The organism is Metallibacterium scheffleri, assembly GCF_002077135.1.
GTDB lineage: Bacteria > Pseudomonadota > Gammaproteobacteria > Xanthomonadales > Rhodanobacteraceae > Metallibacterium > Metallibacterium scheffleri.
Genome location: NZ_LDOS01000002.1, coordinates 1,854,587 through 1,876,065, shown reverse-complemented (window position 1 = coordinate 1,876,065; position 21,479 = coordinate 1,854,587). Strand labels below are relative to the sequence as shown.

At 67.5% G+C, this 21,479-nt stretch carries 19 protein-coding genes; 13 read left to right on the top strand and 6 right to left on the bottom strand.

Annotated elements, in window-relative coordinates; genetic code table 11:
* Positions 1–25: 25 nt before the first annotated feature.
* Complete coding sequence (locus Mschef_RS13940) at positions 26–1,816, bottom strand: acyl-CoA dehydrogenase C-terminal domain-containing protein (protein WP_081129520.1); 1,791 nt, start codon at positions 1,814–1,816, stop codon at positions 26–28.
* A gap of 30 nt (positions 1,817–1,846) precedes the next feature.
* Positions 1,847–2,302, bottom strand: coding sequence for a lipoprotein (locus Mschef_RS13935; RefSeq protein WP_081129517.1), 456 nt, complete (start codon positions 2,300–2,302; stop codon positions 1,847–1,849).
* Between the two features lie 257 nt (positions 2,303–2,559).
* Here Mschef_RS13935 and rpsP point away from each other — a divergent pair, with 257 nt between their 5' ends.
* Genes rpsP through rplS form a run of 4 tightly spaced genes read left to right on the top strand, consistent with a single transcriptional unit; the run spans position 2,560 to position 4,487 of the window.
* On the top strand, positions 2,560–2,811 hold the full coding sequence (gene rpsP, locus Mschef_RS17785; protein ID WP_081129512.1) for a 30S ribosomal protein S16: 252 nt from the start codon (positions 2,560–2,562) through the stop codon (positions 2,809–2,811).
* Positions 2,808–3,320 (top strand): ribosome maturation factor RimM, encoded by a 513-nt coding sequence (gene rimM / locus Mschef_RS17780; protein WP_081129509.1) that lies wholly within the window; start codon positions 2,808–2,810, stop codon positions 3,318–3,320. The genes rpsP and rimM overlap by 4 nt, the downstream gene beginning before the upstream one ends.
* Positions 3,321–3,335: 15 nt before the next feature.
* Positions 3,336–4,085, top strand: a complete 750-nt coding sequence (trmD, locus tag Mschef_RS13920) for a tRNA (guanosine(37)-N1)-methyltransferase TrmD (RefSeq protein ID WP_081129505.1) — start codon at positions 3,336–3,338, stop codon at positions 4,083–4,085.
* A gap of 45 nt (positions 4,086–4,130) precedes the next feature.
* A complete protein-coding gene (gene rplS, locus Mschef_RS13915) occupies positions 4,131–4,487 on the top strand; it encodes a 50S ribosomal protein L19 (protein WP_081129502.1) in 357 nt (118 codons plus the stop codon).
* A 128-nt stretch (positions 4,488–4,615) separates the two neighbouring features.
* Here the strand turns inward: rplS and Mschef_RS13910 are convergent, their stop codons facing one another.
* Both Mschef_RS13910 and epmB read right to left on the bottom strand, forming a co-directional pair.
* Positions 4,616–6,655, bottom strand: coding sequence for an EAL domain-containing protein (locus Mschef_RS13910; RefSeq protein ID WP_081130051.1), 2,040 nt, complete (start codon positions 6,653–6,655; stop codon positions 4,616–4,618).
* A gap of 262 nt (positions 6,656–6,917) precedes the next feature.
* Complete coding sequence (epmB, locus tag Mschef_RS13905; RefSeq protein WP_081129499.1) at positions 6,918–7,925, bottom strand: EF-P beta-lysylation protein EpmB; 1,008 nt, start codon at positions 7,923–7,925, stop codon at positions 6,918–6,920.
* An 87-nt stretch (positions 7,926–8,012) separates the two neighbouring features.
* Between epmB and efp the strand changes: the two genes are divergently transcribed.
* The 6 genes from efp to folE2 are packed head-to-tail and all read left to right on the top strand — an operon-like array spanning position 8,013 to position 13,188.
* Positions 8,013–8,579, top strand: a complete 567-nt coding sequence (gene efp / locus Mschef_RS13900) for an elongation factor P (protein ID WP_081129495.1) — start codon at positions 8,013–8,015, stop codon at positions 8,577–8,579.
* Positions 8,580–8,586: 7 nt separating this feature from the next.
* Entirely contained in the window at positions 8,587–9,918 is a 1,332-nt protein-coding gene (locus Mschef_RS13895) for a TRZ/ATZ family hydrolase (RefSeq protein ID WP_081129491.1), read from the top strand.
* Positions 9,919–9,934: 16 nt separating this feature from the next.
* Positions 9,935–10,645: a bifunctional 2-polyprenyl-6-hydroxyphenol methylase/3-demethylubiquinol 3-O-methyltransferase UbiG gene (gene ubiG, locus Mschef_RS13890; RefSeq protein WP_081129487.1), complete on the top strand. Its 711-nt coding sequence runs from the start codon at positions 9,935–9,937 to the stop codon at positions 10,643–10,645.
* Positions 10,642–11,313: a phosphoglycolate phosphatase gene (gph, locus tag Mschef_RS13885; RefSeq protein ID WP_081129484.1), complete on the top strand. Its 672-nt coding sequence runs from the start codon at positions 10,642–10,644 to the stop codon at positions 11,311–11,313. Before ubiG ends, gph begins: the two co-directional genes overlap by 4 nt.
* Positions 11,310–12,149, top strand: coding sequence for an isoprenoid biosynthesis enzyme family protein (locus Mschef_RS13880; RefSeq protein ID WP_081129481.1), 840 nt, complete (start codon positions 11,310–11,312; stop codon positions 12,147–12,149). The genes gph and Mschef_RS13880 overlap by 4 nt, the downstream gene beginning before the upstream one ends.
* A gap of 34 nt (positions 12,150–12,183) precedes the next feature.
* Positions 12,184–13,188 carry a GTP cyclohydrolase FolE2 gene (gene folE2, locus Mschef_RS13875; protein ID WP_242426524.1) on the top strand — a complete coding sequence of 335 codons (1,005 nt, stop codon included), beginning with the start codon at positions 12,184–12,186 and terminating at the stop codon, positions 13,186–13,188.
* Here the strand turns inward: folE2 and Mschef_RS13870 are convergent.
* Positions 13,167–14,357 carry an alpha/beta fold hydrolase gene (locus Mschef_RS13870; RefSeq protein WP_081129476.1) on the bottom strand — a complete coding sequence of 397 codons (1,191 nt, stop codon included), beginning with the start codon at positions 14,355–14,357 and terminating at the stop codon, positions 13,167–13,169. The two genes, folE2 and Mschef_RS13870, sit on opposite strands and share 22 nt — an antisense overlap.
* 64 nt (positions 14,358–14,421) lie before the next feature.
* Complete coding sequence (locus Mschef_RS13865; RefSeq protein WP_168708796.1) at positions 14,422–15,039, bottom strand: GNAT family N-acetyltransferase; 618 nt, start codon at positions 15,037–15,039, stop codon at positions 14,422–14,424.
* 138 nt (positions 15,040–15,177) lie between these two features.
* Here Mschef_RS13865 and Mschef_RS13860 point away from each other — a divergent pair, with 138 nt between their 5' ends.
* The 3 genes from Mschef_RS13860 (at position 15,178) to Mschef_RS13850 (ending at position 21,319) form a co-directional block, all read left to right on the top strand.
* The gene (locus Mschef_RS13860; RefSeq protein WP_081129469.1) at positions 15,178–15,786 is read left to right on the top strand and encodes a Maf family protein; all 609 of its coding nucleotides are present in this window, start codon (positions 15,178–15,180) and stop codon (positions 15,784–15,786) included.
* A 121-nt stretch (positions 15,787–15,907) separates the two neighbouring features.
* Positions 15,908–17,422 carry a ribonuclease G gene (gene rng / locus Mschef_RS13855; RefSeq protein ID WP_081129466.1) on the top strand — a complete coding sequence of 505 codons (1,515 nt, stop codon included), beginning with the start codon at positions 15,908–15,910 and terminating at the stop codon, positions 17,420–17,422.
* A gap of 6 nt (positions 17,423–17,428) precedes the next feature.
* The gene (locus Mschef_RS13850) at positions 17,429–21,319 is read left to right on the top strand and encodes a YhdP family protein (protein WP_081129463.1); all 3,891 of its coding nucleotides are present in this window, start codon (positions 17,429–17,431) and stop codon (positions 21,317–21,319) included.
* Positions 21,320–21,479 lie beyond the last annotated feature (160 nt).

Genomic DNA, 21,479 nt, shown 5'->3' with positions numbered 1-21,479 from the left:
TCCCGTCGCGCCAGTTGCGAATGGCTCAGCCAAACAATGCTTCCGGCAAGTCCATCAGGCTGGCGGCGCCGGCACGCATGCTGCTGGCGTGCGCCTCGGTGCGCGGCAGCACGCGCTGGTAGTAGAAGCGTGCGGTGGCGCGTTTGGCCTGTTTGAATTCGGCGCTGCGCGTGCCGGCATCGGCGCTCGCCACGCTGCGCGCCCAGAAAAAGGCGAGGGTGATGTAGCCGCTGTAGAACAGATAGTCCACGGCCGCCGCGCCGATTTCATCGGGGTTGCCCGCGGCAGCAACGCCGATGCGCTGGGTCAGTTCGCCCCACTGTTGCGCCAGCTTGGCCAGCGGGCCGACGAACTCGGCCAGTTGCGCGTTGTCGGCGTGCTGCTGGCAAAACGCAGCGATGCGCTCGAGGAACAGCTTGAGTCCCGCGCCTTGCAGTTGGAACACCTTGCGCCCGAGCAGATCCAGCGCCTGGATCTGCGTGGTGCCCTCGTAGATGGTGGTGATGCGCGCGTCGCGTGCGAACTGCTCCATGCCCCATTCGGCGATGTAGCCGTGGCCGCCGAGAATCTGCATGGCATCGTAGGTGCACTGGTTGGACAGTTCGGTGAGCAGGCCCTTGCAGATCGGAATCAGGAACGACAGCTCCTGCTCGGCAAGCGCGCGCTGCGCGGCATCGGTGCTGCGCAGTTGCGTATCGCCCAGCAGTGCGGCGTGCAGCACCAGCACGCGCCCGGCCTCGACGACGGCCTTCTGCGTCAGCAGCATGCGCCGCACATCGGGGTGCACGATGATGGGGTCGGCGGGCTTGTCGGGGAATTTGGCACCGCTGAGCGCGCGCATCTGCAGGCGCTCGCGCGCGTAGGCCAGGCTGTTCTGGTAGGCGCGCTCGATCAGCCCCAGGCCCTGGATGCCCACTGCCAGCCGCGCCGCGTTCATCATGGTGAACATGGCCATCAGGCCTTTGTGCGGCGGGCCGACCCGATAGCCCTCGGCGCCATCGAAGTTCATCACGCAGGTAGACGAACCCTTGATGCCCATTTTGTGCTCGATCGAGCCGCAGGCGGCGGCGTTGCGCGCGCCCACCGTGCCGTCGCGCGCCACCTTGAATTTGGGCACCACGAACATGGAGATGCCCTTGGTGCCGGCGGGTGCGTCGGGCAGGCGTGCCAGCACCAGGTGCACGATGTTCTCGCTCAGGTCCTGCTCGCCGCCGGTGATGAAGATCTTGGTGCCGCTGATGCGGTAACTGCCGTCCGGCGCCGGTTCGGCACGTGTTTTCAGCAGGCCCAGGTCGGTGCCGCAGTGCGGCTCGGTGAGGCACATGGTGCCGGTCCAGCGCCCGGCGACGATGGGCTTGAGGAACACCTCGCGCTGCCATTCCTCGCCGTGTTGCAGCAGTGCCTCCGTGGCGCCGGCCGAGAGCAGCGGATAGTTGCTCCACGACAGATTGGCCGAGTCCAGCATTTCCTTGACCAGTGCGCCGATGGTCTCGGGCAGGTCCTGGCCACCGTACTGCTCAGGCGCGGTCAGACCGGCCCAGCCGCCGGCCACGAACTGTGCGTTGGCGTCCCTGAAGCCCTTGGGCGTGGTCACGCTGGCGCTGTCTTTGTCGTAGTGGCAGCCCTCGGCGTCGCCACCCTGGTTGAGCGGTGCCAGCACGTGCGCGCTGAAACGCGCGGCTTCATCAAGTACGGCGTCGAACAGTTCGCGGTTCAGTGCCTCGCCGCGTGGCAGTGCTTTCAGCACCTGCTCGGCATCCAGCACGTCATAAAGGGCAAAACGCATGTCATCGAGTGGGGCGGCGTACTGGGTCATGGTTTGATCTCGGGAGAGGCGGGAATTGGCTCAGCGCCAAGCATCCGGCAGGCCGGGCACTGGCGACAGGTAACCTAGATGCATCAGCGGATAGTCGTGCTGATCCGCAGGCTCGGGCCCGGCGCGCACGCTGCCGTCGAGGCTGTAGGCGATGTTGCCGGCGGTGTCGGCCAGCAGCGCGGCGCGCGCCGTGGCGTCGGGTCGCAGGGTGAACACGGTGACATCGGAGCCGGTCGCGGCGATGTCCATATCCGGCGTTGTGACGATCGCGCCGGCCGGATGTCCGGCGATGCCCAGGCGCAGTTGCAGACGGGTGAAGCGCATGCTGCGCAGGGCATAGTTTTGCAGGCGCACGGTGACCCGCCAGCGGCCATCGGCTTGCTGGCGGATTTCCTGCACGCTGGCCGCGGGCGGAAAGATCGGGCGGGTCGTGGCGCAGCCGGCGAGGAGCAGCACGGCGAGCAATGGGATGAGCGCACGCTTCATGGCGAACCTCGAACGAGCGTTTGAATCATACTTCAGAGTATGGTGCGGCTTGCAAGCCGGGTGCGGCAGGGGTGGCACCCCGCCGCAGGCGACCCCGCCCGTCAAATGGACGCTCTGCGTGACGACCGGCAAAGCCGCCAGAGACCGCCACGGCGTCGGTGGGGGCTTTCATTTGCGCCGGGAATGTTTACAATGCACGGCTTTTCCACGCCCTCTTCTGTCGAGCGGGCTCGGTGTCACTGGGAGTTTCGTTCCTCATGGTCAAGATTCGACTGACGCGCGGCGGCGCCAAGGGTCGCCCGTTCTACCACGTGGTGGTCACCGATCAGCGCAACAAGCGCGATGGCCGCAGCCTCGAGCGCGTCGGATTCTTCAATCCGATGGCTGCCGGCGGCGAGCAGCGTCTGCAGCTGGATGTGGCCAGGGTGCAGGGCTGGGTGGCCAAGGGCGCGCAGTTGTCCGACAAGGTGCGCGTGCTGGTCAAGGAAGCTTCGCGGCAAGCTGCTTGAGCGAAACACGCTGGGTTGTGCTGGGCCGCGTCGTTGGCCAGCACGGATTGCGCGGCGAGCTCAAGCTGTTTTCGTACACCGCGCCGCCCGAGCGGATTTTCGATTACCGGGTCTGGCGCCTGAAGGCTGCCGACGGCCGCGAAATCGAACTCAAGCGGATCAACGGCAGAGTGCAGGGCAAGGCGTTGATCGTCAGCCTGCCCGGGGTGTTGGATCGTGATGCGGCTCTTGCCTGGATGGATGCCGAAGTCAGCGTGGCGCGTGCTGCGTTGCCGCCACTGGCGCAGGGCGAGTTTTACTGGGCCGATCTCGAAGGACTCGAGGTCGTCACCCTCGAAGGCGTATCGCTGGGCAAGGTCAGTCACCTGCTTTCGACTGGCGCCAACGATGTGATGGTGGTGCGGGATGCCGAGCGTGAGCGGTTGCTGCCGTTCGTGCCCGGACAGTGGGTGCAGCAAGTGGATCTGGCCGCCGGCCGTATCGTGGTGGACTGGGATCCGGCGTTCTGAATCACGGAGCGGGACATGCGTATCGATGTAGTGACGCTGTTTCCCGAATTCGTGCAGCAGAGCGCGGCACTGGGCGTGATCGGCAGGGCACAGACGCGCGGGCTGCTCGAGCTCGGCACCTGGAACCCGCGTGATTACGCCAGCGATGCCTACCGCAGGGTGGACGAACGTCCCTACGGTGGCGGGCCGGGCATGGTGATGCTGATCGAGCCTTTGCGCGCGGCGCTTGCCGCAGCGCAGGCCGCAGCGGCAACACCAGCGCCGGTGGTGTACCTGAGCCCGCAGGGCAGCAGGCTCACCCAGGCGCGCGTCGCGCAGTTCGCGCAGATGCCGCGCCTGTTGTTGCTGTGTGGGCGCTACGAGGGTGTGGACGAGCGCTTGCTCGAGCACGCGGTCGACGAGGAAATCTCGCTCGGCGACTTCGTGCTCTCGGGCGGCGAATTGGCTGCTGCTGTCGTGCTGGATGCGGTCGGGCGCCTGTTGCCTGGGGTGCTCAACCACAGCGAGTCGGCAGCACAGGATTCTTTCGCGGACGGTCTGCTGGACTGTCCGCATTACACGCGGCCCGAGCGGGACGCGCTGGGTGATGTGCCGCAGGTGCTGCTTTCGGGCGATCATGCGGCCATCCGCCGCTGGCGTCTGAAACAGGCGCTGGGGCGCACCTGGTTGCGGCGCCCGGACCTGCTGGCGGAACGCGTGCTCGATGCCGAGCAACGCCAACTGCTGGACGAATTTCGCCGCGAGCGACTGGCGGCGTTAGGCTAGGCGCTCATTGTCGGCGCATGCACTACGGAACCCAGGACCCATGTCATGAACAAGATCGTTGAACAATTCGAAAAGGCCCAGATGACGCGCACCCTGCCCGAGTTCTCGCCGGGCGACACGGTGGTGGTCAACGTCAAGGTCAAGGAAGGCAACCGCGAGCGCGTGCAGGCCTTCGAGGGTGTCGTCATCGCCAAGCGCAATCGCGGCCTGCATTCGGCCTTCACGGTGCGCAAGATCTCGCATGGCACCGGTGTCGAGCGCGTGTTCCAGGCACACAGCGCCGCGATCGATTCGGTGCAGGTCAAGCGCCGCGGCAAGGTGCGTGGCGCCAAGCTGTACTTCCTGCGCGAGCTGGAAGGCAAGGCCGCGCGCATCAAGGAAGACGTCGCCGCGCGCGACTGATGCTGACTTGGCTGATTCCTGCCAGCGGGTTGTGACCGCTTGCGCCTGATGCCTGATTTGCCGCCAAGCCCGCACGCGCGTCGTGCGGGCTTGGCGGTGTCTGCGCCGCGCTTCCACCGGCGTGGCTTTCAGCTGGCGAGACGCTCGGGTTCGTGCTGGAAATTGCCCTGCACGTAGCTGACGCCCGCGGCAAACAGCAGCGACACACTGTTGACGTCCTCGACCCACTCGGCCACGGTTTCCTTGCCGCGCGCCTGTGCCTGCTGCACGATCTCGCGCACGCGCCGCTGATTCTCGGTATTGCGCGCCAGGTCGTTGACGAAGCTGCGATCCAGTTTGAGGAAATCGGCGTCGACGTGATCCAGCAACCGGAATGAGTTGAGGCCGACACCAAAACGCTCCAGTGCCAGGCGACAACCCAGCGCGCGCGCCTGCTGGCTGAAACGTTGCGCGTGCTTGAGGTTGGTCACCACCTCGTTTTCCTGGAACTCCAGAATCAGGTGCTGGCCGTCGACACTGGACTCGCGCAGCTTCTCGCCGATCCAGTCGGCCAGTTTTTCATCGAGTAGGCTGGGCGTCGAGATCTTGACAAAAAAACTCTGCTGCGAGAATCCGGACGAGCTCAGCAAGCGAATCGCCTCGCGCAGCACCCAGCGATCGATCGCCGGCAGCAGGCCGTGGCGCGCGGCAACCGGCATGAAAATCCCCGGCAGTACCAGACCTTGCGCACCATCCATGCGCAGCAGCAATTCACTGATGCTGCCCTCGCTGCCGAGCAAGGCGATCACCTGCTGGTGGAAGATCACGAAGCGGCCATGCGCCAGCGCGTCACGCAGCAGGTTGTGCCAGCGCTTGTCCTTGTCGGCCTCGGCACGCTCCTGTGCGGCCGGGTCGTAGAGGGCAAAGCGATTGCCGCCCTCGCCCTGCGCGTTGCGCAGCATGTTGCCGGCCTGGTCGAGCGCGGCCGCGGTATTGGCGTTTTTCTCGCCCATCAGGCTGCCACCGATGCTGGCGGTGATCGCCAGCGAGTGATTGCCGAGATCGAGGATGGCACCATTGATCGCTTGCAGCAGCGCCGTGCACAGCACTTGCACCGATTCGTGCGGGCGGCCGCGCAGCAGGATCACGAAACCGTGGTCGGAAAACCGCGCGGCGATGTCGGGGGGGGCAAGCACGCCCTGGATGCGCTCCACCAGGCCGCGCAGCAGCGTATCGACGTTGCTGATGCCGACGCGATCCACCACGCTAGCGAAATGGTCGGGTTCCAGCAGCAGCACGGCCTGATCGTTGCGGCCCTTGCCTGCTTCGGTGACTGCGCTGCCCAGCAGATCGATGAAATGGGTGCGATTGTAGAGCCCGGTCACGATGTCGCGCTGCAGTTGTTCCAGCAGCGACTTATCCACGACCTGACGTCGCACGATGATCTGCAGGCAGGGCTCGCCCTCGAATGCTGCCTGCGAGAACTCAAGCAGCGCATCGAATACGCCGCCATCGGCGCGCTTGAGGCGCAGGTCCAGCCGCGCCGGTGGCGGTTCGCCACGCGACAGGCGCTTGAGCAGACCGCGGAAATCCTCGGTGCCGTCCTCGGCGACCAGATCGAGCAGGGTCTGACCCTCGATCTCGGCGAATTCCTCAAAGCCGAGCATTTCGAGGTAGGCCTGATTGGCGCGTACGTGCATGCCCTCGTGCACGTAGGCGATCGGGTCGCGCGAGGAATCCAGCAGTGCGTCACAGCGGCGATTGGCCTCGCGCAACGCGGCTTCCAGGCGGCGCACCGCGCGGCGCGCGCTGAGCGCTTCCGCTTCCTGCAGCACGATGCCGCGCAATTGTTCGGTATTGCCGGCGAGCGCGACGGCGCGCGCGCCGCTGCGAAAAGCCTGGGCCAGGGTGGTGGCATCGATGTGGTCCAGCAGCGCCACCAGCGCGATGTCGCGCGCGCTGGCGCCAATCAGGCGCGCCACATCCGCCAAGGCCAGATCGCGTGCGCCGGGAACCGCCAGCACCAAGTCCGGACCCAGGCTGTCCAAGGCTGCCAGAAACTCGGCTTCGTTGCCCACCCGCGCAGGGCGCACGGCGATGCCGCCGTTGCGCAACTGGCTGATGATCTGCTCAGCGTGCTCCAGCACATCGGCGACGAATAGGATCTTGATGACGGAGTCTTGCTTCATGCATCCGGCCTTGGGTTCTTGTGCGAAACCAGGCATCCCGCCGCGGTTTGCTGACGAATCATCACGGCAGAGCCGCGCCACCCTGGCCGCAACAGGCATGGGTGCGCCCGTCGCGGTGACACCTCCATGTGTCGAATGGTTATGCGCAGTGTACGATCCACGCATGCTCTGCATGGGCGTGATGCCATGCTGCGGCTTTTACCGCAAGCAGGATGCCATTGCCATGCCTGACGCATGCGCGAGACGGATGTTGGGAAACGCATCACGGGCCTTGCAAAGCGGTTTTGGCGGGTTGCCCGGGCTCTTCGCGCACCAGGCGCGGCAGCAGGTAACCGGGCAGGCGCTGGCGCACACTCTCGATCAATTGCAGTGCATGCGCATCGTCCACCTCGAAATGCAGCGTACCCTGCACGCGATCGAGCTGGTGCAGGTAGTAGGGCAGCACGCCGATGGCGAACAGGCGCTCGCTGAGCGCGCAGAGGCGATCGGCCGAGTCGTTGATCTGCTTGAGCAGGACCGACTGATTGAGCAGTTGCGCGCCAGCCGCGCGCAGGTGCGCGCAGGCTGCGGCCACGCCAGCGTCCAGCTCCTGCGCGTGGTTGGCATGCAGCACGATGGCCACCGGCCAGGGCAGCCTGGCCAGCCATGCGCACAGCTCGGCATCGACGCGCTCGGGAAGCACCACCGGCAGGCGCGTGTGCAGGCGCAGGCGTTTGAGCTGCGGCAGATCGCGCAGCGCGTCGGTCAATTCCGCCAGTTTCGCGGTTGCCAGTGACAATGGATCGCCGCCGGACAGAATCAGCTCGTCAATGTCCGGATGCGCGCGCAGCCAGTCCACGGCGTCGCGCCAATGTTGCGCGGCGGCGGTTTCCTCGGCATAGGGGAAATGGCGGCGGAAGCAGTAGCGGCAATTCACCGCGCAGGCGCCGCTGGCGATCAGCAGCGCGCGTCCGTGGTATTTGTGGATGACCCCGCGCGCGGCGCGCGCGGCGCCATCGCCGACCGCGTCCAGCTGCGCCGTGGAACGGCGGTCGCATTCGGCCAGTTGCGGCAATATCTGCAGCAGCAGCGGATCGTGCGGGTCGCCGCGGCGCATGCGTGCAACGAAGCCGCGCGGCACGCGCAGCGAAAATCCGGCATCGGCGGCAGGCAGGCTGCCGGCCAGATGCGCCAGATCGAGCAGACCCAGTAACTCTTGCGCATCGGTGATCGACTCGCGCCACAGTGTCTGCCAGCGTGGCTGCGGGCGCGTGCTGCTTGCCGCTATCATTGACGATCCCAGTGCCGGGCCAGCCCGGCGCCACACCGCATTCTATCTGCACGCCGCCCGCAGGCGGCCTCACGTTTCGGAGCACGCATGGCCAGCTACGGACTCAACGACGTCAAGAACGGCCTCAAGATCATTCTTGACAATGACCCCTACACCATCGTCGAGGCCGAGTTCATCAAGCCCGGCAAGGGTCAGGCATTCACGCGTATCCGCATCCGCAACCTGCGCAATGGACGTACCGTCGAGAGGACGATGAAGGCCAATGAATCGCTCGAGGGCGCCGATGTGGTCGATAGCGACATGCAGTATCTGTACAGCGATGGCGAGTTCTGGCATTTCATGCAGCCGGACAGCTTCGAGCAGCACACCGCCGACAAGACCCAGGTCGGTGATGCCGCGCAATGGCTGAAAGGCGAGGAAATGTGCATCGTCACGTTGTGGAACGGTGTGCCGTTGACGGTGACGCCGCCCAATTTCGTCGAGTTGAAGGTGGTCGAGACCGATCCGGGTGTGCGCGGCGATACCTCCGGCGGCGGCGGCAAGCCGGCCAAGCTGGAAACCGGCGCCGTGGTGCGCGTGCCGCTGTTCGTCAACCAGGACGAGATCATCAAGGTCGATACGCGCTCTGGCGAATATGTCGGGCGGGTGAAATAAGCCTGCGATGAGCGATGCCGCGCTCCAGGCCATCGACCTGCTGCTCAGCGCGCGCTGGGTGGTGCCGGTGGCACCGCGTGGCGTGGTGCTCGAGCATCACGCCGTGGCCGTGCATCGGGGTGAGATCGTCGCGCTGGTGCCGCAGGCCGAGGCGCAGACGCGCTACCGCGCTGCCGAGCACGTCGAGCTGGGCGAGCATGTGCTGCTGCCGGGCCTGGTCAACGCGCATACGCACAACCCGATGACGCTGCTGCGCGGTCTCGCCGACGATCTGCCGCTGATGACCTGGCTGCGCGAACACATCTGGCCGGTGGAGGCGCGCGTGCTGGGAGCGGAGTTCGTGCGCGACGGCACCGAGCTGGCCATCGCCGAGATGCTGCGTGGTGGCACCACCTGCGCCAACGAAAACTATTTTTTCCCGGATGTGTCCGCGGCCACGTATCGCGCGCATGGTTTTCGCGCGGTGGTCGGGCTGCCGATCATCGAGTTTCCCAGCGCATGGGCGCGCGATCCGGATGAGTATTTCGCGCGTGCCTGCGAGCTGGCCGATGCGCTGCGCGGCGACACGCTGATCAGCGCCGCGTTCGCGCCACACGCACCGTATACCGTCGCCGATACCAGCTTCGCGCGCGTGCGCCTGCTCGCCGACCAGCTCGACCTGCCGGTGCATTTGCACCTGCACGAAACCGCCCAGGAAATCAGCGACTCGCTGCGCGAGCACGGCCAGCGTCCGCTGGCGCGCCTGCAGCGCATGGGATTGCTCAACGATCGCCTGATCGCGGTGCACATGACGCAGCTCACCGAGCCCGAGATCGCGCAATGCGCGCAGGCCGGCGTGTCGGTGGTGCATTGCCCCGAGTCCAACCTCAAGCTGGCCTCCGGATTCTGCCCGGCCGAGGCATTGCGCCGCGCTGGCGTGAACCTGGCCATCGGCACCGACGGCTGTGCCAGCAACAATGACCTCGACATGTTCGGCGAGATGCGCACGGCGGCGCTGCTGGCCAAGGGCGTGGCGCAGGATGCCAGCGCCATGGACGCGGCCAGCACACTGCATGCCGCGACTTTGGGTGGCGCGCGCGCACTGGGGCTGGATGCACGCACCGGTTCGATCGAGCCCGGCAAGCGCGCCGATCTGATTGCCGTGCGCATGGACGCGCTGGAAACCCAGCCGCTGTATCACGTGGTCTCGCAGCTGGTCTACGCCACGCCGCGCAGCCAAGTCAGTGATGTGTGGATCGACGGCCGCGCCCTGCTGCGCGAGGGTGTGCTGACCACCCTCGATCACGGCGCGCTGCTACAGCGCGCGCGCCACTGGCGCCAGCGCATCGCCGCCATCTGACATCGCAGGCCACGCCATGAACTCAGCCACGCCCAACGCCGATCCCGCCGAACTGAGCCGGTTCGCCAGTCATGCCGCGCGCTGGTGGGATGCGAATGGCGAGGCGCGGCCCTTGCACGATCTCAATCCGGTGCGCATTGCGTGGATCGCCGCGCGGGTGCCGTTGCCGGGCGCGCGCGTCGCCGATATCGGTTGCGGTGGCGGTCTGCTGTCCGAGGCGCTGGCCGCGCGTGGCGCGCAGGTGCTTGGCATCGATTTGAGCCCCGAGCTGATCGAAGTCGCCAGGCTGCACTTGTACGAGTCCGGCCTGGTGGTGGATTACCGCGTGCAATCCGCCGAGGCGCTGGCGCACGGCGAGCCGGCCAGCCGCGACGCCGTGTGCTGCCTGGAGTTGCTCGAACACGTGCCCGATCCCGCCGCGCTGGTGCAGGCGCTGGCCGACCTGCTCAAGCCCGGCGGCAAACTGGTGCTGTCCACGCTCAATCGCACGCCGCAAGCGTTCGCTGGCGCCATCGTCGGGGCCGAATACCTGCTGCGCCTGCTGCCGCGTGGCACGCACCACTACGCGCGTTTCATCCGCCCCAGCGAGCTGGCCGGCATGTTGCGCGCGGCCGGGCTGGAACTGCTCGAACTGGCCGGGCTGGGCTATGCGCCTTTTATGCGTCGCGCCTGGGTGAGCTCGCGCGTGGACGTGAACTACATCGCGCTGGCGCGCAAGCCGGAATGAGCGCGGCCGCGCCGCGTTGCGCCGGGGTGCTGTTCGATCTCGATGGCACCCTGCTCGACAGCGCGCCCGATCTGGCCGCCGCGCTGGCTGTTTTCACCGGCGAGCAGGGCGTGGTCATGCCGGACTATGCGCGCGTGCGCGCCGTGGTCTCCGCGGGCGGCAGCGCCATCCTGCGTACGGCCTGGCCGCAGGCCGCGCCCGCGCGCATCGCCGCGCTGCTGCCGCGCTATCTGGAGATTTATGCCGGCATGCTGGCCGAGCACTCGCGCCTGTTTCCCGGCATGGAGGTGTTGCTGGCGCGCATCGAACAGGCCGGGCTGCCGTGGGGCATCGTCACCAACAAGATCGCCGCGTTGACCCTGCCACTGCTGCAGCGCATCGGCCTTGCCGCACGCGCCGGCGTGGTGGTGTGCGGCGATACGCTGACACAGAAAAAGCCCGATGCGGCGCCGGTGCTGCATGCCTGCGCGGCGTTGCGCATTGCGCCCGCCGCCACTGCCTTTGTCGGTGACGATCGCCGCGATGTCGAGGCCGGCCGCGCCGCGGGCGTGCGCACCATCGCCGTGGGCTGGGGTTACAGCAGCGGCGAGAATCCCGCCGACTGGAGCCCCGATGCGCTGGTGCAGTCCAGTGCCGAGCTGGCCCACACGCTTGGCTTGCCGGCATGAACAGCGCGGCCGCGGCGAGTTTCGTGCAGCAATGGCGCGCGGCGCGGCCATTGCGCGATCTGGCGCTGCGTTTTCTGCCCGCCGATGAAAGCGGCGTCCCGCTGCTGCTGGCGCTGGAAGCCGAGCTGTTTGGCATCCTGCACGCGAATGCCGCGCCGCAGGTGGCTGGCGCCAAGTTGGCGTGGTGGGTCGAGGAATTGGCCGCATTCGGCACCCCCGCCGCGCGACATCCGCTGAGCCTTGCGCTGGCCACCGATGCGCGTGCCGTGCGCGTACCCGTGACGCTGTGGCCGCAGGCTGCCGTGTCAGTGCTGCATGCGCTCGAGGCCCCCGCCAGCGCCGATTTCGCCGCGCAATTGCAGGCTGCCGAGGCGCTGGCCGAGCCGTTCGCGCGCATCGAGTGCGCATTCGTGTTCGGGGTGCCGGCTGACTGCGCGCGCACGCGTCGCGTGCTGGCCGTGCAGCATCTGGGCGGCGAACTGCTGCAAACGCCGCAGCGCGCGGCGCAGGGGCGCTTGCCGCTGCCCATGCAAAGCCTGGCACGGCATGCGCTGGCGCGCGCCCAGCTCGATCAACCCGGTGCCGCGCGCGCCGCGGCGCTGGCCGAGCAGTGCGCGGCGCTGGCCGCGGCGCTGCACGGCGCGGTTGATTTGCCAGGCCCGGTCAATGGCCTGCGTGCCGCCGAAGCCGCGCACGATCGCCGTGCGCTGTTGCGCGCGGCGCGCGCCGCCGAGCCGCTGCAAACCCTGCTGGCCCAGCGCCAGGGCTTGACGCCGGTGGCGGCCTTCGCCTGTTGGCGCGCAGCGCGTGCGCAACGCCAGCACGCCGGGGCTTGACGCGGCGGTCATGCTGCCCCACATAGCCTGCTTCATGTCCAAGACGCCCGCCCCCGAGGATTTTCCCATGGCCTTCGATACCCCGGCGCCGCGCGCCATGCCCGATGTCGCCTGCGAACGGGGCCCCGAGGTATCCGGGCGTCTCGAGCGCGTCGGCATGCAACGCATCGAGGCGCTGCTGCGCCTGCCGCTGGCCGATGGCAGCCTGCGCGAGTTGCCCGCGCGCATCGATGCCTTTGTCGATCTGAGCGTCAGCGAGGCACGCGGCATCCACATGTCGCGCCTGTACCGGCAGATCGACGCTGCGCTGGCCACGCAGCCGTTCACCCCGGCGCTGCTGCACGCGTTGCTGCAAGGCTTCCTGCGTTCGCACGAGGGCTTGTCCAGCCGCGCCATGCTGCAGGTGAATCTGGACCTGCCGCTGCGCCGCGCCGCGCTGGTCAGCAGCCATAGCGGTCTGCGCCACTACCCGCTGGCGCTGGCCGGCAGCCTCAAGCGCGGCGGTGCGTTGCGCCTGGAGCTGGGCGTGGCGATCACTTACGCCTCGACCTGTCCGTGTTCGGCGGCGTTGGCACGGCAGCTCATCGCGGAGCGCTTTGCCCAGGACTTTCCTGCGCACGCGCCGCTGGATCACGCCGCGATCCGTGCCTGGCTGGGCAGCGAGCAGGGCATGGTGGCCACGCCGCACAGCCAGCGCAGCCGCGCCGATCTGCGTCTGCGCCTGGCCGCCGATGTGTTGCACTGGCCCATCGAAAGCCTGATCGATCGCGCTGAAGCCGCGCTCGGCACGCCCGTGCAAACCGCGGTCCGGCGCGAGGACGAACAGGCCTTCGCGCGCCTCAACGCCGCCAACCTGATGTTTTGCGAGGATGCGGCGCGACGCCTGCAGCACGCGCTGGATACCGCGCCGGACATCGCGGATTTCTGGCTGCGCGTGGCGCATTTCGAAAGCCTGCACCCGCACGACGCCGTCGCTGTGGCCTGCAAGCGTGTACCCGGTGGCTATGGCGCCGACGATCAGTCCTTGGCGTTGACCTGAGACACCGCCAGCGCGCCGCTGAATCGCCGGTCGAAGTATCGGCTCAGCCAGGTCGCGCGCGTGATGGTATTCGCGCGCAGCAGAAACGGCGGGTAGTCGCGGTGGTGGCTGAACGCCGGGCAGTGTTCCGCCGGCTGCTGCGCCACGGCGCCCATCCAGTGCGTGAATTCGGCGCCGAATCCCTGCACGGCGAACGGCAGCGAGAGATGGTCATACGTGCGCGCCGTGAGCAACTGCACGCGCGGCAGGCCGCGCGCCATGCGCGTCAGTCCGCGGGCGCCGATCAGCCGGTCGCGGCTGCCGCGCACGATCAGCACGCATGCCTGCGCGCGCAGCAGCGCGGGGCGCGGCGACAGTGTGTACAGGTCGAGGCCCAGCGCGCGGTCGGCGCGATCGATGGCCGCATCCATTTCGCCGCGCGTCAGCAGCAGATGCGCCAGCCACAGCGGTATGAACAAGCCCGAGTCGGGCGCGCGACGGATCGCCGAGGCGACGCTGGCGAACGGCTCCAGTGCGATGACGCCGCGCGGCGCCTGCGCCAGCCGGTGCGCCGCGAACAAGGCCACGTCCGCGCCGTAGGACACGCCGAACAGATACAACGGGTAACGGATCGCGCCGGCCAGCTCGAGCTGCGCAACCAGCTCGCGCAAGTCGTTCGCCTCGGCGGGGCCGAATCCGGGCGGCGCCAGCGATGAGCCGCCCTGGTCGGGCAGGTCCACCATCACCACGTGGTAGCCGGATTGCGCGAAGGTGATGGCCCACGGCGACATCAGCAGCGCGTTCATGCTCCAGCCCGGCAGCAGCAGCACGGTGCCCCTGCCGGACAGGCGCGCGGGCAACAGATAGGGCGCCAGCGACATACCCGTGCGCTTGAGCGACCAGCTCGCGCCATGCCGGCCGTGCTGGTCGTGCTGATGGATGTCGAAGGCGCGCGGCGCGCTGTACCAGTAGACCAGGCTCAGGCCGTTGGCCAGACGCACCTGGCTGCGCCGGAAGCCGATGTAATGCCGCGCGAATTTATGCTCGAAGTGCACGACCGTGTGTTCGGGTCGTGCGGGGTGCTCGATCTGCTGCGCGACGTAGCGCGGCACGATCGCCGCGCAGCCCGCCAGCAGCGGCCAGGCCGCCAGCAATACGCTCGTGCGCAGGATGAGTCGCAGCAAATGCATGCTGCAAGTGTAGCCATGAGGCGAGGCCGTGCCCGGCAGCGCGTCGTCGCCCGCCGCGCGTGCATCACAGCGGAATGCGCACCCGCACCACGCCGGGATCGCCGGGTACGCGCGCCAGTTCACCGCCTTGCGCGCGTGCCAGGTGCAGCATGGCCGCGTTGTCGTGGGCGACGTGGCTCCACAGTTCGTGCATGCCGTCGTGGCGTGCCGCCTGCATCAGGCTTTGCAGCAGCAGTCGGCCATATCCCTGGCCCGCTTCGGCGCGTTCCACCAGCAAGGCGAATTCGGCGCCGGCGCTGGCCGTGTCGAGAAACATGCGACCCACGCCGTGCAGCTCGCCCATGCCAGCCTGCGCGGCGCTGGCGATCACCCAGGCCTGCTCAAGCGTGCCATCAGGCGCGCACAAACGCTGCATGGCGCCGGGCGGTAGCTCGCTCAGGCTGTGCAGAAAACGGCGGCGTATTTCCGTCGGCGTCAAGCGCGCGAACAAACGCTCCAGCGCCGGCTGGTCGGGCGCATGAATATTGCGCAGCCACAGCGCATGCTGGCCGTTGCGCGTCAGCACCGGCACGGCATCGCCAGGGTGCACTGGGGCTTGCGCGGCAAAACGCTGCATGGCCGGCGCGGGCGGACGGCCGTGACGCCGGGCGTCGAGGATGGTCCTGGATTCGATCATTTCCATGGCGCTATTGTGCATCGCAACATCACAGTTGTATACGCCTGCGTACGGCGCGATCCTGCGCCGATCGATCGGCCGACCTGGCCGGTGCCGCAAGCATGCGGCTTCCATCATGCACGGGCTGGCTGCGATCATCGGCACATGGATCCCGCGCCGCGCCTGTTTCTGGCCTCCCGATCGCCGCGCCGCCGCGAATTGCTGGCGCGGCTGGGCTGCGTCTTCGAATCGCTCGATGTGGAAGTGCCCGAGCAGCGCCACGCCGGGGAAACGCCAGCGGATTATGTGCAGCGCGTGGCGCGCGCCAAAGCCATGGCGGGTTGGGCACGGGTGCACGGGGCGCAGTCGGCATGGGTGCTGGGTGCCGATACCGAAGTGGTGTTGGATGACCGGGTCTTCGGCAAGCCCGCGGACGCGGCGGAGGCACTGGACATGCTGCAGCGTCTGCGCGGACGCGAGCACGAGGTGCTTTCGGCGTTGTGCTTGCTGGGTGAGGATGGCGAGCGCCGTGCCCTGGTGCGCAGCACGGTGCGCTTCGCGCCACTCGATGCGGAAACCCTGCGCACCTATGTCGCCAGTGGCGAGCCGTTTGGCAAGGCCGGCGCCTATGCAATCCAGGGTTACGCCGAGAGCTTCGTGACTCACCTCGCCGGCAGCCATTCCGCGGTGATGGGCCTGCCACTGCATGAAACCGCCAGTCTGTTGCGCGCGGCGGGCGTGCACGTCGCGCCGCCGGCCGGTGCCAAGAAATGAGCCGATGCACGCGTTTCGATGCTGCGCTGTTGCGCTGCGCATGACAGCCGCGTCGGCACAAGGCTATAAAGCAGGCAGAACAATCCGCCGGTGCGCAGAGCACGGGTATGACGAGGTTGGAGTGAGCGAGGAAATCCTGGTCAACGTCACGCCGCGCGAAACCCGCGTCGCGGTGGTCGAGAACGGCATGCTGCAGGAAGTGCACCTCGAGCGCGCCTCGCGGCGCGGCAACGTCGGCAATATCTACAAGGGCCGCGTGGCGCGGGTGATGCCGGGCATGCAGGCTGCGTTCGTCGATATCGGACTGGAGCGCACCGCGTTCCTGCACGCCGCCGACATCGCGCGCGTGGCGCAGGCCGATGGCATCGAGGCTGCGACGGGCGGTGGTGCGGCAAATGGCGCCACCGCCAACGGACATGGCCATGCCGCACTACCCTCGATCTGCGAGCTGCTGCGCGATGGCCAGGACATCGTGGTGCAGGTGATCAAGGACGCAATCGGCAGCAAGGGCGCGCGTGTATCGGCGCACCTGTCGATCCCCTCGCGCTGCCTGGTGCTATTGCCGCAGGCGCACACGCTGGGCATCTCGGCGCGCATCGAGGATGAGGATGAACGCACGCGTCTGCGCGAGATCATCGCACGGCGCACCGGCGAGAACGCGCCGGGTTACATCGTGCGCACCAATGCCGAAGGTGCGAATGAGGACGCGCTGGCTTTCGACCTCGCCTATCTGGGCAAGGTCTGGCGCGTGGTGCAGGAAAACATCGCGCGCGCGCAGGTGGGCGAACGCGTGTACGAGGAACTCTCGTTGCCACTGCGCGCGCTGCGCGATCTGATGCACGAGGACATGGAAAAAGTGCGCGTGGACTCGCGCGAGACCTTCGACAAGCTGGTCAAGTTCGTCACCAAGTTCATGCCCGAGCTGGCCGGGCGTATCGAGCATTACACCGGCGAGCGCCCGATCTTCGACTTGTTCGGCGTCGAGGACGAGATCCAGCGCGCGTTGGACAAGAACGTGCCGCTGAAATCCGGCGGCTATCTGGTGATCGACCAGACTGAGGCGATGACCACCATCGATGTGAATACCGGCGGGTTTCTTGGCGCGCGCAATCTCGAGGACACCGCCTTCCGCACCAATCTGGAAGCGGCGCAGGCAGCGGCCCGGCAACTGCGCCTGCGCAACCTGGGCGGCATCATCATCTTCGACTTCATCGACATGGGCGATCCCGAGCACCGTCGCCAGGTGTTGCGGCATCTGGAAAAATCGCTGGCTGGCGATTACGCCAAGACCACGGTGTACGCGATGAGCCCGCTGGGCCTGGTGGAGATGACGCGCAAGCGCACCACCGAGTCGCTGGCGCGGCAGCTGTGCGAGCCGTGCCCGACGTGTTCGGGTCGCGGCGTACTGAAAACCGCTGAAACCGTCACCTACGAGATTTTTCGCGAGATCACGCGCGCGGTACGCCAGTTCGAAGCCAACCAGTTGCTGGTGCTGGCCGCATCGCGCGTGGTGCAGCGCATTCTTGAAGAGGAATCGACGGCCGTGGCCGAGCTGGAGCAATTCACGCGCAAGAGCATCCGCTTCCAGCCCGAGGAGCACTACACCCAGGAGCAGTTCGATGTCGTGCTGCTGTAAGCGCGGATGACCGCGACACCCAAACCCCGGCATCGCAGCTGGCATCGGCGCCTGCGTTTCTGGCTGGGCGCGGTGGTCGCAGCGGTGGTCATCACGCTGGCCACCGCCATGGCGCTGGGGCAGATCCTGCTGCCGCTGGCGGCGCGTTATCCGCAGCGCGTCGAGGCATTGCTGACGCGCGAGCTGGGGCGGCCGGTGCGGTTTCAAAGCATGCATGGCATCTGGCGCCCGGGTGGCCCTGAGCTGACCTTGAGCCATCTGACTCTGGGCGCGCGCACTGGTGCGCCGCTATTGCGCCTGGCCGAGGCCAAGCTGCGTTTCAGCTTTGGACGCCTGTTCTGGCCGGATCGTCACTGGATCGAGCTGAGCGCGCGCGGACTTGACCTGCAATTGGCGCGTGATGCAGCCGGGAGCTGGCACGTCGCCGGCTTCGGCGGCGCGGCGGGCAGTGGCGGTCAGAGCCTGTATTCGCTGCCGGTGGACTTGAAGCTGACCGATTTGCGCGTCGAGGTGCAGCCGGGTCCCGCGGCGCCGCGCTATGGCTTCACTGCCGATGCGGTGCTGATCTCGGATCGCGACGATGCGTTGCGCTTCGGAGCCAATCTGCGCCGTGACGGCATGACGCACGACGTGCACGTGGCCGGGCGCTTCAGCGCCAATGGTCATGCGGGTGCGTTGTACGTGGATATGGCCAATGCGGATCTGGGCCAGTTGGCGCGTGACGTGCTGGTGTCCGGTTATGCGTTGACGCGCGGTCACGGCAGCGTGCGTGCCTGGCTGCACTGGCGCGATGGCCGCCTGCAGCAGGCACAGGTTGAATTTGACGTCGCCGATGTCGCGCTCAGCGGCGCGCAGGCGCGTGCGGCGCAGATATCACGACTGACGGGTACGCTGGATGTGCGCCGCGATGGCGCGCTATGGCGTCTGCGCTATGCGACACCCGCGCCACGTGGACAGGCTCCAGGTCTGGTGCAGGCGGTGTTCACCCGCCACGCCGGTGAGCCCTGGCTGCGCGTGCAGGCCGAGGCCTTGCAACTGGCACCTCTGGCGCCACTGGCCGGGCTGTTGCCGCAGACGCCACCGAGCCTGTCGCAATGGCTGGGCGTGGCCGCGCTGCAAGGGCGCATCGACCATGCCGACCTGCGCTGGTATGGGCCGCGCGCCTACAGTTTCGTGGGCGCCGTGCATGATCTGGGCTGGGCGCCGACCGGCTCGCTGCCGGGCATCGATCAACTCGATGCCGTGGTGCGCGGCGACCATGAGGCGATCGCGCTGGAGTTGCCACGGCAGTCGCTGACGCTACGTTATCCGCATGTGTTCCGCAGCCCGTTCGCGTTGACCGCGCTCAGCGCGACACTGGCCGCGTGGCACAGTGCGGCGGGCTGGAAGGTCGGCATCGGCGCGCTGGATTTCGATGCCGCGCAATTCGCCGGCAGCGCGGATGGCACGATTCTGTTGCGCCCTGGACAGGCCAAGCCCGTGCTGGATGTCTACGCTGCGCTGCGCCGCGCCGACGTCGCCGCCGCCAAGCTGTTCTGGCCGATCAATATCATGTCGCCCAAGGGCGTGGCCTGGCTGGATCGCGCTCTGGTCAATGGCAGCGTGGAGAGCGCGCGCGCGGTGTTTCGCGGTGACACCGCCGATTGGCCGTTCCATGACGATCAAGGCCAGTTCCAAGCGTTGGCGCGCTTCCGCGAAGTCGGTCTGGATTTCGATCCGCACTGGCCGCAGGCCGTGGATCTGGCCGGCAGCGCGCTGTTCGAAAACGCAGGTCTGACCGTGAACGCCACGCAGGGCAGCGTGCTGGGCAATCCGCTGCGCCACGCGCTGGCGCGCATCAGCGATCTGGGCGAAATCACCCTGGCGTTGTCCGCCAACGGCACCGGGCAGGCGCCGCAATTGCTGGACTTCGTGCGCAAGAGCCCGATCAGCAATCACTTCCGCGATGCGATCAAACCGCTGCGCATCAGTGGCAGTGCCGGCTGGAACTTCACCCTGGTATTGCCACTGCACGATGTGCACCAGTTCGCGCTCGATGGCACCGCGCAACTCAGGCAGGTGGGCGTCGAAGCGCCCGAGTGGCAGCTCGCGATTCGCAAGATCAATGGTCCCATGCAGTTCAATCGCGGCGGCATCAGCGCCAGCGGGTTGACGGCCGAGTTCCGCGGCACGCCTGCAACGCTGACGATCGCCGCGGGCTCGGATACCGGTGTGCCGGGACGCGCGCTGCAGGCCAGCCTCGCCGGGCAGTTCGATGCGGCGACGCTGCTGCGCGGCATCGATGCGCTGCAGGTTTACGTGCCGCGTCTGCAGGGCAGCGCGCCAGTGACGCTCGGGCTGCGCATCGATGCGGGCAACGGCAGTGCTGGTTCCAGCGACAACGCCACCCGCAGCGCGCGCGTGGTCAGTACGGTCATGCCGGTCAGCAGCGGTGGCGCCGCGACGCGCATGCTCAGTGTGGATTCCACTTTGGTCGGCATGCGTCTTGACCTTCCGGCGCCGTTGGACAAACCCGCCGCCAGCAGTCTGCCGCTGCATCTCGAGATCGGCCTGCCTTTCGCTGGCGCGCGCCTGCGCGGCACGCTCGGCGGAGAATTGCTCAGCGCCAGCGGGCGCCTGCCCGCGGCCGCGGGGCAAGGCTTCGCGCTGAGTCTGGGCTTGGGTGGCACGCCGCCGCCGCCGTTGCCGGCAGGCGCGGCGGGCGGCCTCGTGCTGGCCGGCAGCACGCCGCAACTCGATGTTTCCGGTTGGTCCGCGATCAGTGCCGGCAACAGCAGCGGCGCGCGCTGGCCGTTGAGTGGCAGCGTGCAAACACCCGATGCCCTGCTGTTCGGACGCGTGTTCAAGGATTTGCAGTTGCAGTTGCATAGCAGTGCGCAGGGTCTGCAGGTACAGGCCAGCGGCCCCACGCTGGCCGGCAACCTGAACCTGCCCGATGATCTGCAGCGCGCCGGCATCACCGCGAATCTCAAGCGCCTGTATTGGCCGGCGGAGAGCGCTGGCGCATCCGGCACGCCGGCTGCGGCGGTGCCGATGGCTGCGGTCAATCCGGCGTCATTGCCGCCGCTGCACCTGCGCGTGGATGATTTCCATCTCGGCGCGGCGCAGTTCGGCAGCGCGAACTTCCAGAGCACACCGATTGCCGGCGGCTTGCGCATCGATCAGCTTGACTCGCATTCGCCCAACGTCAGCATGCGCGCGCAGGGCAACTGGATGGGCGATGCGCAGAACAACCGCACGCAGATGAACATCGAGTTCAGCGCCGCCGATCTGGGTCACATGCTCGAAGCGCTGGGTTACCAGAACCTGGTGGCTGGCGGGCGTACCGTGGCGCACCTGGATGCGAGCTGGGCCGGCGCGCCTTCGGCGTTCGCGCTGGATGCGCTCGATGGCACGCTCAAGATCGCCGTGACCGAGGGCCGCATCCTCGAGGTGAAGCCCGGTGCCGGACGTTTGCTCGGCCTGTTTTCGATCGCCGAATTGCCGCGACGGTTGATGTTCGATTTCGGCGACGTATTCCGTAAAGGCCTGGCGTTCGATTCGATCAGGGGCGATTTCACTCTCGGCAACGGCAACGCGGTCACCCATGATCTGGAGATTCGCGGCCCCGCCGCGGATATCAAGGTCGATGGCCGTACCGGCCTGCGCGCGCACGACTACGACCAGATCGTCAGCGTATCCCCCAAGGTCGGCAGCACGCTGCCGTTGCTGGGTGCGGTGGCCGGCGGTCCGGTCGGCGCGGCCGCGGGCCTGGCCCTGCAAGGTCTGCTGGGTTCAGGACTGGCGCATGCCAGCGCCACCACGTACAAGATCACCGGCAGCTGGGAAAAACCGTTGATCGTGAAGATCAATCCCGCACCAGCCGGCTCCACGGCCCGCCCGCCGCCGGCGCATTAAGCAAGGATGGCTTGTCGCGCATCCAGCGTGCAAGTGCTTGATGCGACGTAGCCGAGTCCGGACCCGGGCCGGACGCGGCGCCCGCTGACAAGTCCCGGATGGACTTGTTCAGCGGTTTCCCATAGCGCGCGCGGGGCTTGCGCTGCGCCGCCGCTGACCC

Coding starts and splice junctions, on each gene's coding strand:
- folE2 (WP_242426524.1), top strand. CDS start 12,184: ATGTCCAAGACGCCCGCCCCCGAGGATTTTCCCATGGCCTTCGATACC.
- rplS (WP_081129502.1), top strand. CDS start 4,131: ATGAACAAGATCGTTGAACAATTCGAAAAGGCCCAGATGACGCGCACC.
- rpsP (WP_081129512.1), top strand. CDS start 2,560: ATGGTCAAGATTCGACTGACGCGCGGCGGCGCCAAGGGTCGCCCGTTC.
- Mschef_RS13910 (WP_081130051.1), bottom strand. CDS start 6,655: ATGAAGCAAGACTCCGTCATCAAGATCCTATTCGTCGCCGATGTGCTG.
- Mschef_RS13850 (WP_081129463.1), top strand. CDS start 17,429: ATGACCGCGACACCCAAACCCCGGCATCGCAGCTGGCATCGGCGCCTG.
- Mschef_RS13895 (WP_081129491.1), top strand. CDS start 8,587: ATGAGCGATGCCGCGCTCCAGGCCATCGACCTGCTGCTCAGCGCGCGC.
- Mschef_RS13940 (WP_081129520.1), bottom strand. CDS start 1,816: ATGACCCAGTACGCCGCCCCACTCGATGACATGCGTTTTGCCCTTTAT.
- gph (WP_081129484.1), top strand. CDS start 10,642: ATGAGCGCGGCCGCGCCGCGTTGCGCCGGGGTGCTGTTCGATCTCGAT.
- efp (WP_081129495.1), top strand. CDS start 8,013: ATGGCCAGCTACGGACTCAACGACGTCAAGAACGGCCTCAAGATCATT.
- epmB (WP_081129499.1), bottom strand. CDS start 7,925: ATGATAGCGGCAAGCAGCACGCGCCCGCAGCCACGCTGGCAGACACTG.
- Mschef_RS13870 (WP_081129476.1), bottom strand. CDS start 14,357: ATGCATTTGCTGCGACTCATCCTGCGCACGAGCGTATTGCTGGCGGCC.
- ubiG (WP_081129487.1), top strand. CDS start 9,935: ATGAACTCAGCCACGCCCAACGCCGATCCCGCCGAACTGAGCCGGTTC.
- Mschef_RS13865 (WP_168708796.1), bottom strand. CDS start 15,039: ATGGAAATGATCGAATCCAGGACCATCCTCGACGCCCGGCGTCACGGC.
- trmD (WP_081129505.1), top strand. CDS start 3,336: ATGCGTATCGATGTAGTGACGCTGTTTCCCGAATTCGTGCAGCAGAGC.
- Mschef_RS13935 (WP_081129517.1), bottom strand. CDS start 2,302: ATGAAGCGTGCGCTCATCCCATTGCTCGCCGTGCTGCTCCTCGCCGGC.
- Mschef_RS13860 (WP_081129469.1), top strand. CDS start 15,178: ATGGATCCCGCGCCGCGCCTGTTTCTGGCCTCCCGATCGCCGCGCCGC.
- Mschef_RS13880 (WP_081129481.1), top strand. CDS start 11,310: ATGAACAGCGCGGCCGCGGCGAGTTTCGTGCAGCAATGGCGCGCGGCG.